Origin of the sequence: Lelliottia sp. RWM.1, from assembly GCF_016859735.1 — a bacterium.
Classification (GTDB): domain Bacteria; phylum Pseudomonadota; class Gammaproteobacteria; order Enterobacterales; family Enterobacteriaceae; genus Enterobacter.
The window spans coordinates 17,621-30,204 of sequence record NZ_WLVC01000010.1 but is presented as its reverse complement, the minus strand read 5'-3'; the positions used below and the strand labels follow the sequence as shown (position 1 = coordinate 30,204).

General features: G+C 51.8%; 12 protein-coding genes. 5 read left to right on the top strand and 7 right to left on the bottom strand.

The genetic code is table 11. From position 1 onward, the window contains the following. Positions 1–2: 2 nt before the first annotated feature. The 3 genes from GF617_RS10290 to fdhD form a co-directional block, all read right to left on the bottom strand. Entirely contained in the window at positions 3–1,034 is a 1,032-nt protein-coding gene (locus GF617_RS10290) for a methyltransferase (RefSeq protein WP_181621531.1), read from the bottom strand. A gap of 282 nt (positions 1,035–1,316) precedes the next feature. Next, positions 1,317–1,529 carry a DUF1471 domain-containing protein gene (locus tag GF617_RS10285; RefSeq protein ID WP_181621533.1) on the bottom strand — a complete coding sequence of 71 codons (213 nt, stop codon included), beginning with the start codon at positions 1,527–1,529 and terminating at the stop codon, positions 1,317–1,319. A 114-nt stretch (positions 1,530–1,643) separates the two neighbouring features. Beyond that, positions 1,644–2,480 carry a formate dehydrogenase accessory sulfurtransferase FdhD gene (gene fdhD, locus GF617_RS10280; RefSeq protein WP_181621534.1) on the bottom strand — a complete coding sequence of 279 codons (837 nt, stop codon included), beginning with the start codon at positions 2,478–2,480 and terminating at the stop codon, positions 1,644–1,646. A 375-nt stretch (positions 2,481–2,855) separates the two neighbouring features. Between fdhD and fdnG the strand changes: the two genes are divergently transcribed. The 5 genes from fdnG (at position 2,856) to GF617_RS10255 (ending at position 9,619) form a co-directional block, all read left to right on the top strand. Continuing rightward, positions 2,856–5,915 (top strand): formate dehydrogenase-N subunit alpha, encoded by a 3,060-nt coding sequence (gene fdnG, locus GF617_RS10275; protein ID WP_181621535.1) that lies wholly within the window; start codon positions 2,856–2,858, stop codon positions 5,913–5,915. A gap of 126 nt (positions 5,916–6,041) precedes the next feature. Then, positions 6,042–6,944, top strand: coding sequence for a formate dehydrogenase subunit beta (fdxH, locus tag GF617_RS10270; RefSeq protein ID WP_181621537.1), 903 nt, complete (start codon positions 6,042–6,044; stop codon positions 6,942–6,944). Next, positions 6,941–7,576, top strand: coding sequence for a formate dehydrogenase cytochrome b556 subunit (fdoI, locus tag GF617_RS10265; RefSeq protein ID WP_014172232.1), 636 nt, complete (start codon positions 6,941–6,943; stop codon positions 7,574–7,576). Before fdxH ends, fdoI begins: the two co-directional genes overlap by 4 nt. Beyond that, entirely contained in the window at positions 7,573–8,502 is a 930-nt protein-coding gene (fdhE, locus tag GF617_RS10260) for a formate dehydrogenase accessory protein FdhE (RefSeq protein ID WP_203451608.1), read from the top strand. The genes fdoI and fdhE overlap by 4 nt, the downstream gene beginning before the upstream one ends. Positions 8,503–8,704: 202 nt before the next feature. Then, complete coding sequence (locus tag GF617_RS10255; RefSeq protein ID WP_181621539.1) at positions 8,705–9,619, top strand: alpha/beta hydrolase; 915 nt, start codon at positions 8,705–8,707, stop codon at positions 9,617–9,619. Between the two features lie 30 nt (positions 9,620–9,649). Here GF617_RS10255 and fabY read toward each other — a convergent pair whose 3' ends face one another. From fabY to yihX, 4 genes are read right to left on the bottom strand one after another with little or no spacing between them, the layout of a single operon-like run. Next, positions 9,650–10,591: a fatty acid biosynthesis protein FabY gene (fabY, locus tag GF617_RS10250; protein WP_181621540.1), complete on the bottom strand. Its 942-nt coding sequence runs from the start codon at positions 10,589–10,591 to the stop codon at positions 9,650–9,652. 44 nt (positions 10,592–10,635) lie between these two features. After that, positions 10,636–11,073: a D-aminoacyl-tRNA deacylase gene (dtd, locus tag GF617_RS10245; RefSeq protein ID WP_181621541.1), complete on the bottom strand. Its 438-nt coding sequence runs from the start codon at positions 11,071–11,073 to the stop codon at positions 10,636–10,638. Further along, complete coding sequence (locus tag GF617_RS10240) at positions 11,070–11,951, bottom strand: virulence factor BrkB family protein (RefSeq protein ID WP_181621542.1); 882 nt, start codon at positions 11,949–11,951, stop codon at positions 11,070–11,072. Before GF617_RS10240 ends, dtd begins: the two co-directional genes overlap by 4 nt. Further along, positions 11,945–12,544 (bottom strand): glucose-1-phosphatase, encoded by a 600-nt coding sequence (gene yihX, locus GF617_RS10235; protein ID WP_181621544.1) that lies wholly within the window; start codon positions 12,542–12,544, stop codon positions 11,945–11,947. Before yihX ends, GF617_RS10240 begins: the two co-directional genes overlap by 7 nt. Positions 12,545–12,584: the final 40 nt, after the last annotated feature.

Sequence of the window (12,584 nt, the reverse complement as noted above, 5' to 3'; positions counted from 1 at the left end):
ACTCAGGCAGCAACAGCCTCGACAATAGACAAATAGGTCTCTGTTTTGATGATCCTTTCAAGCCGGAGCCCTGATTTTGCAAGCATATCGCGCAGCTCCGTTTCCGTCCTGATGCGACCGCCATCAAAGCTCGCCAGCAAAAGCAGATCGATTTCGCATCCACCAAGAGAATTTTCGCCCTCAGATACGACTGGCTCCATAATCACTATTTTGCCATTAGGTAACATAGCATTACGGCAGCAACGCAAAATTTTTATGGCTTCCGCATCCGACCAGTCCATAACAATATATTTCAGTATATAAATATCCCCGGCAGGACATTTTTCAAAGAAACTGCCGGGCGTTAATGTCCAGCGAGAATTGTCATCAAGCTGATGAAGCATATTTCCACTTAGCACATCCGGGCGATCAAATAATATCCCCTTCAACGTTGGATTTTTCCGTAATATATTCAGTAGCATATTTCCATAACCACCGGCGACATCCACTACCGTAGTATGTTCTGGAAATTCAACATTGCGAACCAGCACCTCATTCTCCACTTTTGACATAGAAGACATACCTGAGTGAAAAAGAGTATCGCCCGAAGCGTGATCCTGCTGCGACCAGTAGTCATAAAATGCCATACCAAAAATTGACTTAAACACATTTTTACCGCGAACCCTGTCGGGGAGTTCAAATACCGGCAGCCAGAATGTTGTGTCCGTCAGCATCAGGATGGCATCGCGCAGCGAATAAGGATTATCAGTTCGCAGAAACTCCGCGGCAGATGTAAGTGTAAAACATCCTTCTGATTTTTCTTCGAATACACCGCGCGAGGCCAGTATTCGCATCATTCTGCACAGTGAGATTGCATCCACATTCAGTTCGCCTGCAAGCTGGTCAGCGGTTTTTTCACCCTCAACGAGTTTATCAGCAACACCCAGAACCGCAGCAGATCGCAGAGCGGCGCTCCACAGATAAAGCATGGAGTTCTCAATGACTGAGAATGCTATTTTTTCATACTCTGGAGGCATACCATTTTTAAGCAGCATTTATCCGTCCTCGGAATAAAAAGTATCGGAATAATCACAAGAGATTATTACCACACCCCTGTTTGGGCTCGCGATAAATTGTAGGCGGGGGAATGTTATTCGCTGGAAAAACTGTTTGTAGCGCTGTAAAGATAACTTCGTTTATTTATCAAATGATAATTTTTTATGTCAATATATAGATACGGTGCGATTTTTTATTTATTTCTTGATAACTGAATTAGGATCACAGACACAGGCCAAAAAAAAGCGCCCCGAGGGCGCTCTTTCGACGGTGTGACTCGATTATTTGTTCAGTTCAGCCGTCATATGGACCAGGTTACCGGAAAAAGCTTCGGTAATTTTGTAGGATGATGCACCCGCGTCTTTCGCCTGTGCTGCAATTTTGGCTTCCGCGCCATCAATGGTAGAAGAGGTTGCGGTAACAGTTTGCGCAGCGAAAGAACCGAAAGAAGTAGCCAGAGCGATAACTGCAACAAAAGTTTTGATGTTTTTCATGAGATAAACCCTTTCAATAAGTTGTTTGGATAAGGCGCATTTCCTTGATGTGATAAATAATAGACCCCATCACCATCAACTAAAAGCGGAAGGATTTGCTCTCATCATTCAAAATTACTGATTAACAATTAATCGCTGCGGATGGGTATAGATCGTTGCCCTTCCAGGTTTGCAAAATCCCACCAGTGTCAGGTTGCAACGCTCCGCAACCTCCACCGCCAGTGTGGTCGCGGCAGAAACCGCAAACAGAATTTCAATGCCACACATCGCCGATTTTTGCACCATCTCGTAACTGGCACGACTGGAGACTAATGCCGCACCTTGCTGCCAGATTTCGCTCTCACGCGCGCGACGCCCAAGCAGTTTATCCAGTGCAACATGTCGCCCGACATCTTCATGCCCACCCGCAATCTCACCTGACGGTAAAACCCAGGCCGCGGCGTGAGTGCATCCGCTCAGTTGCCCAATCGGCTGAACATCATTGAGATGCTCAAGTGCAGAGTCGAGGTGAGCCAGGTTAAACGTCTGAGTAAACGGCAGGGGCGTTATGGGTTTACCGATATCATTGAGTTGCTCAACACCGCAGACACCACAGCCAGTGCGTCCCGCCAGCGCCCGACGGCGCTCTTTTAGCCCCATAAAACGGCGGCTGGAGAGTTCAATTTGCACTTCCAGTCCATTACAGGCCTGAACCACATCCATGCCAAAGATCTCCTGCGGGTGCTCGATAATGCCTTCCGACAGAGAAAAACCTATCGCAAACAGCTCCAGATCTTTAGGCGAGGCCATCATCACAACATGCGAGATACCGTTATAAACCAGGGCAACAGGGACTTCTTGCGCCAGAAAATCGGGCGTAGCAAGCGTAATGTGGGGCGGTCTGTGTACCGACAATTCCACAGTGCCCTCAGGCAGTGGCGAAGACCGGGTAACACGGTTTTGTTTAGACACAGCGGTATTCCTGAACAACCACAGAAGTGAGCCTGCTATTGCACCATAAACCGCAGACCTCACGCATAGTATGGATCAATTTTTCGGCTCTCATAGACATCAAGTTTACCTACTCATTTAGGAGTGACACAACCGAAGCACTGATACAGACCGGTAACACTCAGGGTAAATTTCGTGATTAATATCACACTTTATAATCAACAGAGTGATAATACGTTCACTTTGTTTTAACGCGATTGGAACAGGCTTACCGACATTGTGGTATTCTGATGATATCCCTCGTGGAATTGAGGGAATAACGCAAATTTTATCCTTTGTGGCTATTTTGCGACCGCAAAGCGAAACACTAAGCAATGTCGAAACAAGGAGTGACCCATGCAGGTCAGCAGAAGGCAGTTCTTTAAGATCTGCGCTGGCGGTATGGCAGGCACAACGGCGGCGGTACTGGGCTTTGCTCCCGGTGTAGCGCTGGCGGAAACGCGGCAGTATAAGCTGTTGCGTACCCGTGAAACCCGTAATACCTGTACGTACTGCTCTGTCGGTTGCGGGCTGTTAATGTATAGCCTCGGCGACGGTGCGAAAAACGCCAAAGCATCCATCTTCCATATCGAAGGGGACCCGGATCACCCGGTTAACCGTGGTGCACTGTGCCCTAAAGGGGCTGGTCTGGTGGACTTTATCCACTCAGAAAGTCGCCTGAAATTCCCTGAATATCGCGCACCAGGCTCCGATAAATGGCAGCAAATCAGCTGGGACGATGCGTTTGACCGTATCGCAAAACTGATTAAAGAAGACCGCGACGCCAACTTTATTGCCCAGAACGCTGATGGCGTAACGGTCAACCGCTGGCTCTCCACCGGGATGTTGTGTGCTTCCGCATCCAGTAACGAAACCGGCTATTTAACCCAGAAATTCACGCGCGCACTCGGTATGCTCGCGGTCGACAACCAGGCGCGTGTCTGACACGGACCAACGGTAGCAAGTCTTGCTCCAACATTTGGTCGCGGTGCGATGACCAACCACTGGGTCGACATCAAAAACGCCAACCTTATCGTGGTAATGGGCGGTAACGCCGCTGAAGCGCACCCTGTCGGGTTCCGCTGGGCGATGGAAGCCAAAATCCACAACGGTGCGAAGCTGATTGTTATCGATCCCCGCTTTACGCGTACTGCGTCAGTGGCGGATTTCTACACCCCTATTCGTTCAGGTACTGACATCACATTCCTGTCAGGCGTATTGCTGTACCTGATGACCAACGAAAAATATAACCGTGAATACACCGAGGCTTATACCAACGCCAGCCTCATCGTGCGTGAAGACTATAGCTTCGAAGATGGTCTGTTCAGCGGTTATGACGCCGAAAAACGCAAATACGATAAAACCAGCTGGAACTACGAGCTGGATGAAAACGGTTTTGCGAAACGCGATACCACGCTGCAACACCCGCGCTGCGTGTGGAACCTGCTGAAAGAGCATGTTTCCCGCTATACCCCGGACGTTGTTGAAAACATCTGTGGTACGCCAAAAGCGGACTTCCTGAAAGTATGTGAACTTATCGCCGAAACCAGTGCTCCCGATAAAACCACATCGTTCCTGTATGCGCTCGGCTGGACGCAACACTCCATCGGTGCGCAGAACATTCGCACCATGGCGATGGTTCAGCTCCTGCTCGGCAACATGGGGATGGCGGGCGGTGGCGTAAACGCCCTGCGCGGTCACTCGAACATTCAGGGTCTTACAGATTTAGGGCTGCTTTCCCAGAGCTTGCCTGGTTATATGACATTGCCAAGCGAGAAGCAGACCGACCTTCAGACCTACCTGACGGCCAACACGCCAAAACCGTTGCTCGAAGGCCAGGTGAACTACTGGGGCAATTATCCGAAGTTCTTCGTCTCGATGATGAAAGCGTTCTTCGGTGATAAAGCGACAGCCGACAACAGCTGGGGCTTTGACTGGTTGCCGAAGTGGGATAAAGGTTACGACGTTCTGCAGTACTTCGAGATGATGAACCAGGGCAAAGTGAACGGCTATCTGTGCCAGGGCTTCAACCCGGTGGCGTCGTTCCCGAACAAGAACAAGGTTGTGGCATCACTGTCAAAACTGAAGTTCCTGGTCACAATTGACCCGCTCAACACCGAAACTTCGACTTTCTGGCAGAACCACGGCGAGTCCAACGACGTTGATCCATCGACGATTCAGACAGAAGTATTCCGCCTGCCGTCGACCTGCTTTGCCGAAGAGAATGGCTCTATCGTGAACTCCGGTCGCTGGTTGCAATGGCACTGGAAAGGCGCTGACGCCCCAGGCATCGCCATGAACGACGGCGAGATCCTGGCGGGCATTTTCCTGCGTCTGCGTAAGATGTACGCCGAAGAAGGCGGGGCATGTCCGGAACAAGTTCTGAACATGAGCTGGAACTACTCAACGCCGGAAAATCCTGCACCAGAAGAAGTGGCAATGGAGAGCAACGGTAAAGCGCTGGCGGATATTATCGACCCGGCAACCGGCACGGTGCTGGCGAAAAAAGGCGAGCAGTTAAGCACCTTCGCGCATCTGCGTGATGATGGCTCGACGACCAGCGGCTGCTGGATCTTCGCCGGTAGCTGGACGCCAAAAGGCAACCAGATGGCTAACCGCGATAACGCCGACCCGTCAGGGCTGGGAAATACGCTGGGTTGGGCATGGGCATGGCCGCTGAACCGCCGCATTCTGTATAACCGTGCTTCCGCTGACCCGCAGGGTAAACCGTGGGATCCAAAACGTCAGCTTCTGAAATGGGATGGCGCAAAATGGGGCGGTGTGGATATTCCGGACTATAGCGCTGCCGCACCAGGCAGTGATGTCGGGCCATTTATCATGCAGCCTGAAGGGATGGGACGTCTGTTTGCTATCGATAAGATGGCGGAAGGTCCGTTCCCCGAACACTACGAGCCATTTGAGACGCCGCTGGGGACTAACCCGCTGCACCCGAACGTTATCTCTAACCCGGCAGCCCGTATCTTCAAGGGTGATTTTGAAGCGCTGGGTAAAAAAGATAAGTTCCCGTACGTGGGCACAACCTACCGTCTGACCGAGCACTTCCACTACTGGACAAAGCATGCGTTGCTTAACGCCATCGCACAGCCGGAACAGTTTGTGGAGATTGGTGAAAAGCTGGCGAATAAGCTCGGCATCGCACATGGCGATACCGTGAAGGTCTCCTCTAACCGTGGCTACATTAAAGCAAAAGCGGTAGTGACCAAGCGTATTCGCACGCTGAATGTTCACGGTCAGCAGGTTGACACCATCGGCATCCCAATCCACTGGGGCTATGAAGGTGTGGCGAAGAAAGGGTTTATCGCGAACACCCTGACGCCGTTCGTCGGTGATGCAAACACGCAAACACCGGAGTTTAAAGCCTTCCTCGTGAACGTGGAAAAGGTGGATACCCAATAGATTTCAGGTTGCAGGCAGACGGTGACGCCATGCATTTCGGGAGCGTAGAAAAACGGCGCGACCGGAATGCATAAGGAAACCAACGCACCTGCGCACTGAAAGATGAAGGGTAAACGGAGATGAATTATGGCTTACCAATCTCAAGATATTATCCGTCGTTCCGCGACTAACGGTTTCACGCCCGCGCCACAGGCGCGGGACCACCAGCAGGAAGTGGCGAAGCTTATCGACGTGACCACCTGTATCGGCTGTAAAGCTTGTCAGGTGGCTTGTTCAGAGTGGAACGACCTCCGTGACGAAGTGGGTCACAACGTCGGGGTGTACGATAACCCCGCCGACCTGACCGCCAAGTCCTGGACGGTGATGCGTTTCTCGGAAGTGGAGCAGAACGACAAACTGGAATGGCTTATCCGCAAAGATGGCTGCATGCACTGTGCGGATCCGGGCTGTCTGAAGGCATGCCCGTCAGAAGGGGCTATTATTCAATATGCCAACGGTATCGTCGACTTCCAGTCCGAACAGTGCATTGGCTGCGGCTACTGCATTGCGGGCTGCCCGTTTAACGTGCCGCGACTGAACCCGGAAGACAACCGCGTCTACAAATGTACGCTGTGCGTCGACCGTGTGACTGTCGGCCAGGAACCGGCCTGCGTGAAGACCTGCCCAACCGGCGCTATCCACTTTGGCTCTAAAGAGGATATGAAAACGCTGGCGGCAGAACGCGTGGGTGAACTGAAAACCCGTGGTTATGACAATGCAGGTCTGTACGATCCTGCCGGGGTTGGCGGCACGCATGTGATGTATGTGCTGCATCACGCCGACAAACCGAATCTGTACCACGGCCTGCCGGAAAACCCGGAAATCAGCGCCACCGTGAAATTCTGGAAAGGTATCTGGAAACCACTGGCAGCCGTCGGTTTTGCTGCCACCTTCGCAGCCAGTATTTTCCACTACGTCGGTGTCGGCCCGAACCGTGCGGAAGAGGAAGAAGACAACCTGCATGAAGAGAAAGACGAGGTGCGCAAATGAAAAAACGTGACACCATCGTGCGCTATACCGCGCCGGAGCGTATCAACCACTGGGTCACCGCCTTCTGTTTCATGCTGGCGGCCATAAGCGGACTGGGGTTCTTCTTCCCGTCCTTCAACTGGCTGATGCAAATCATGGGGACGCCACAGCTGGCGCGTATTCTGCACCCGTTTGTGGGCGTGATTATGTTTGCATCGTTCATCATCATGTTTTTCCGTTACTGGCACCATAACCTAATCAATCGGGATGATATCTTTTGGGCGAAGAATATTCGTAAGATCGTCGTCAACGAGGAGGTAGGTGACACCGGGCGTTATAACTTCGGTCAGAAATGCGTATTCTGGGCGGCGATTATCTTCCTGGTCCTGTTGCTGGTCAGCGGTGTGATCATCTGGCGTCCGTATTTTGCGCCTGCTTTCTCAATCCCGGTGATCCGATTTGCGCTAATGCTGCATTCATTTGCCGCAGTCGCGTTAATTGTGGTTATCATGGTGCATATTTACGCCGCCCTTTGGGTGAAAGGCACTATAACCGCGATGGTGGAAGGATGGGTAACCAGTACGTGGGCGAAGAAGCACCACCCACGCTGGTACCGAGAGGTCCGCCAGAAACAGGAAAAGTCATCTGAATGAGTATTCGCATAATCCCGCAAGATGAGCTGGGTTCGAGCGAGAAACGCACGGCGGAGTACATTCCGCCGTTGTTATTCCCCAGACTCAAAAACCTCTACAACCGCCGCGCAGAACGTCTGCGCGAGCTGGCAGAGAACAATCCGCTTGGCGATTTCCTGCGTTTTGCAGCGTTTATCGCCCACGCACAGGAGGTGGTTTTGTACGACCACCCTCTGCAAATGGATCTGACTGCGCGCATAAAAGAAGCCAACGATCAGGGCAAACCGCCGCTGGATATCCACGTACTGCCGCGTGACAAGCACTGGCACAAGCTGCTGCACTCGTTGATTGCTGAGCTTAAGCCTGAGATGAGCGGCACTGCACTGGCCGTGATTGAGAATCTGGAGAAAGCATCAGAAAATGAGCTGGAAGAGATGGCGAGCGCATTGTTTGCCTCTGATTTTGCGTTAGTCAGCAGTGATAAAGCCCCCTTTATCTGGGCTGCGCTGTCACTCTACTGGGCACAAATGGCCAGCCTGATTCCCGGGAAAGCCCGGGCCGAGTATGGTGAAGCACGCCAGTTTTGCCCGGTATGTGGTTCAATGCCCGTTGCAAGCATGGTGCAGATCGGCTCCACGCAGGGTTTACGCTACCTGCACTGCAATCTCTGTGAAACCGAGTGGCACGTGGTACGCGTGAAATGCAGCAACTGCGAGCAGACCCGTGATTTGCACTACTGGTCACTGGAAAATGAGCAGGCTGCAATAAAAGCGGAAAGCTGTGGCGACTGTGGTACTTACCTGAAAATCCTTTATCAGGAAAAAGACCCGAAAGTCGAAGCCGTTGCGGACGATCTCGCCTCACTGATTCTGGACGCCAAAATGGAACAAGAGGGCTTTGCCAGAAGCTCCATCAACCCGTTCCTGTTCCCGGGTGAAGGAGAGTAATCTCCTGTAACAGTGCCGGGCGGCGCAAGCATGCCCGGCCTACAATACTCACTCCGGCCTCCCCACAACAGAAAATTTAAAACGTCCGGTTCGCTTTTGCGAGCCTCTTTCCAGATTTTCATCCCCACCAAAATCCGCCATTTCCTTCAGCTAAAAACCAGGCTATAACACTGTTTATTAATACAGTATTCAGAGGTATTAAATGGTACTGGAAAAAGGAATTGGGGCACTGGTTCAGGACTTTATCGCCGCAGGACGGCCTTCTTCACGCAAGCAGAATATTGATGACCGGAGAGCGGGGTATGTCGACAGCACGGTGCTTGCGGGGGAGACAGAGATACGCGTCAAAGTAGAAACGCTGACGCTTGAAGGTATCACCTTCCGTGTCTTTTCCCCCTTAAACTCAGCGGAAACGCTACCTGCCGTAATCTACTATCACGGCGGATGTTTTATCAGCGGTGGCTTTGCCACTCATGATAATCAGCTCCGCCAGCTGGCGTATTACGGAAGCTGTCGGGTGATTGCGGTTCAATACAGGCTTGCGCCAGAACACACCTTCCCGGCCGCACATGACGATGCAGAAAGAGGGGCGAATTTGATCTGGCAGTATGCCGGACGTTTTGGTGTGGATAAAAAACGTCTCACGCTGTGCGGAGATAGTGCGGGAGGCCATCTGGCGCTGGTGACAGCTCTGCGGCTAAAAGCAGCAGGAATATGGCAGCCCGCGCAGCTTATTCTGATCTACCCGATGCTTGACGCCACAGCCAGTTTCGGCAGCTATACCCGCAACGGCGTGGACTTTATCATTACCCGCGATACGCTGCTCAGCGGTTATGAAATGTATCTGGCTAATACTGAACGCCAGCATCCTGAAGCCAGCCCACTGTGGAGAAAGGATTTTAGCGGCCTGCCTCCGGTACACATCATTACAGCTGAATTTGATCCGTTATGCGATGAAGGCAAAGCGCTGTATCAACATTTGACGGCGCAAGGCGTGGAATGTACTGCTCAACACTGGCTCGGGGTTATTCATGGGTTCTTCCAGCTTGGCGGGATCAGCCAGTCTGCACGGGATGTGATACGAGACATCGCCTGGCGGATCGGTTCAGAACGCTAGCCCGGCGAGCACGCCGGGCATGGCCGGGGGTTACTCTTCCTCGTTACCGCCCTCTTCATACGCACCAAAGGGCTTGGCGGGAAGAACAATATAGGTTCCTTCAAATACAGCACCGGAGGTTTCATCGCCAAAGAGTTCAACCTGCATCTGGACGCGCGCTTTACGGCCACGCGCCAGGCGATCGAGATCGCCACCCAACGAACCAAGATCGGCGACTGCGCTGGGTTTACCGCTGATGGGCGAACTGTAACGAATGTGTGCATCAGCGAGAATAATCGTGCCGCCAAGATGACGCTCTCGCAACATCAACCAGATCAGCCCCCAACCAGTGAGAGTAGCAAGCGAGAACAGACTGCCGGCAAATAACGTGTGATGTGGGTTTTGATTACCAATTTCCGGCATGGTGGTTATGAATTTTTTCCCGGTGTACTGCTGGATGCGAACACCCATCTTTTCACTGAGCGGGATATGCTGATACCAGGCCTGCTGCAACTGCCCACACCAGTCAGCACGGTGCAAAATATCATCGAGCGTTGCGACGGGTTTGATCATCAAAAAGTGGCGAACAGGCGTGGTTTGTGGGGTGGTGATTTCCCCCTGGTTAACAAAACCCAGTTTGGCAAAAAACTCTACCGCATCTTCGCGAGCACTACAGGTCACGCGTTTTACGCCTTCCTGCCGGGCGACAGATTCCAGCGTCATCGCAATCAGTGTCCCAAGACCTTTATCCTGTACTGAAGGATGTACAGCCATAAAGCGGATAGATGCTTCATTATCGGCATTGATATACAAACGCCCGACAGCGACAATGTTGCCCTCTTCATCCACTACCATCTGGTGATGGGCCATTGCGTCCCAGGCGTCACGTTCAGAACCCTTTGGTTGATGTAATGGCTTGCGCAGCATTTCCCAGCGGAACTGGTAATAAACGTCTAACTCGTCTTCCGTTTGCGGTACTCGAAGGTGATACATAGCTGTACTCTCTCTTGTTACCCGCGGCCACGCCGCCAGTTGGCTCATACCTGCAGCCAGAATGTAACGGGGCCATCGTTCACCAGCGAAACCTGCATATCTGCAGCGAATCGTCCGGTTTGAGTATTCATATCCTGTTGGCGACAACGCTCAACAAAATAGTCATAGAGTGCTTCTGCACACTCCGGAGTTGCGCCTTTCGAGAACCCCGGACGCATACCACGTTCTGTATCCGCAGCCAGCGTAAATTGCGAAACCACCAGCACACTGCCACCCGATTGCTGAACATTCAGGTTCATTTTACCGTCTGCATCGCCAAAGATACGGTAACCCAACACACGCTCACACAAGCGGTTGGCTTTTTGCTCGTCATCTTCCTTTTCGACACCTAACAACACCAAAAGTCCGGGGCCAATTTCACCCGTCACTTCCCCCCCCACGGTGACGCTGGCCTGGGTTACGCGCTGAATCAATGCAATCATGGTTGGTCTGCTTCTTGTTGTTTTTCAGCTTCTGCTGTTTTTTTAAGTTCGCGGTATATTCCGAGAGTGACAGTTATTTCTGCACCAAGCAAGACGATACACCAGGTCCAGTACACCCATACAAACAAAATGGGGATAACCGCCAGCACGCCGTAAATCAGCTGATAAGACGGGAACATGGTGATGTAAAGGGCAAAGCCTTTTTTCCCCAGTTCAAAGAGAACTGCCGCGACTAATGCCCCAACAACCGCATCCCGGTTAGGCACTCGGGTGGTGGGAACGACGCTGTACAACAGCCAGAACGAGAGCCACGATAAGATCAGCGGGAAGATACGCAGCACATTGTCGATCACGCCGTTTAGCTCGCTTGCCCAGCGTAATGAGAGCAAATATGAACTGATCGCCAGACTGGCCCCGGCCAGTAACGGCCCGAGAGTTAAAATCATCCAGTACACTGCAAACGAGTACACGCGAGGCCGCACCCGTTTACTTCGCCAGATGGTATTCAATGCACTATCAATGGCATACATCAACAACAACGCCGTCACGATCAAGCCACATGCGCCAACGGCGGTCATCTTGTTAGAGTTCGCGACAAACTGCTCAATATAGTTCTGAATGACATCGCCAGTCGCAGGAATAAAATTGGCAAATACAAAGTGTCGAAGCTGCAAACTGACATCTGCAAACATCGGAAAAGCAGAAAAAAGCGCAAAGATCACCGCCACCAGCGGCACGATGGAGAGTAACGACACATACGCAAGGTTACCCGCCAGTGTCGTCATATTGTCCTCATCAATGCGATGCCAGAGGAGTTTTAGCCATGCCCGAAGTGGGCGGGTATGGTGCGTTGCTTTTTGATGAACGGTTTTTAACATAACAGCTTCGCGAAATAGTCCGGTATCGTCTCTTTTCCGGTCACCAGAATTGACGTGATACCTAACTGGTTAGCTCCCTCTATATTATCGACATTGTCGTCAAAAAAGACCGCATCAGCCGCAGAGAATCCTTCCGCCTGAAGCACTGCCTGATAGATCCGCGCTTCCGGTTTGCGCATTCCCATCTCCTGGGAAAGATAAACTTTATCCGCTGCGGCATAAATTTCAGGGTACTCATCGGGCCAGAAGGTGGTATGCAGGCGATTCGTGTTCGACAGAACAACCACACGATGGCCCTGGCCGCGGAGTTTTTGCATAATACCGGTCACTTCTGGGCGGATCGCAACAAATACCGCCTGCCAACCGTGAGAAAACTGCTCGTAACTTAACGGCAGATCCATCTCATGGCAGAAGCGCTCAGCAAACTCTTCGTCACTGATCTCACCCCGTTCGTGCTGGTGGAAAGTCTCACTCATCGTAAAACTTTGTTTTAGCCTCGCCAGTGGCACACGGCTGAAATCACTCCATGCACCCAACACCCGATTAAAATCGATATCGACGATTACATTTCCTAAGTCAAAGATATAAAGCATGTTTATCTCCTTTTCGCCGTGGAAAAGTAACTGTAGCGGG

What these genes read in the sequence shown, in the direction of transcription:
- GF617_RS10290 (WP_181621531.1), bottom strand. Translation starts at nt 1,034, where the DNA reads ATGCTGCTTAAAAATGGTATGCCTCCAGAGTATGAAAAAATAGCATTC.
- GF617_RS10285 (WP_181621533.1), bottom strand. Translation starts at nt 1,529, where the DNA reads ATGAAAAACATCAAAACTTTTGTTGCAGTTATCGCTCTGGCTACTTCT.
- fdxH (WP_181621537.1), top strand. Translation starts at nt 6,042, where the DNA reads ATGGCTTACCAATCTCAAGATATTATCCGTCGTTCCGCGACTAACGGT.
- fdoI (WP_014172232.1), top strand. Translation starts at nt 6,941, where the DNA reads ATGAAAAAACGTGACACCATCGTGCGCTATACCGCGCCGGAGCGTATC.
- fdhE (WP_203451608.1), top strand. Translation starts at nt 7,573, where the DNA reads ATGAGTATTCGCATAATCCCGCAAGATGAGCTGGGTTCGAGCGAGAAA.
- GF617_RS10255 (WP_181621539.1), top strand. Translation starts at nt 8,705, where the DNA reads ATGGTACTGGAAAAAGGAATTGGGGCACTGGTTCAGGACTTTATCGCC.
- fabY (WP_181621540.1), bottom strand. Translation starts at nt 10,591, where the DNA reads ATGTATCACCTTCGAGTACCGCAAACGGAAGACGAGTTAGACGTTTAT.
- dtd (WP_181621541.1), bottom strand. Translation starts at nt 11,073, where the DNA reads ATGATTGCATTGATTCAGCGCGTAACCCAGGCCAGCGTCACCGTGGGG.
- GF617_RS10240 (WP_181621542.1), bottom strand. Translation starts at nt 11,951, where the DNA reads ATGTTAAAAACCGTTCATCAAAAAGCAACGCACCATACCCGCCCACTT.
- yihX (WP_181621544.1), bottom strand. Translation starts at nt 12,544, where the DNA reads ATGCTTTATATCTTTGACTTAGGAAATGTAATCGTCGATATCGATTTT.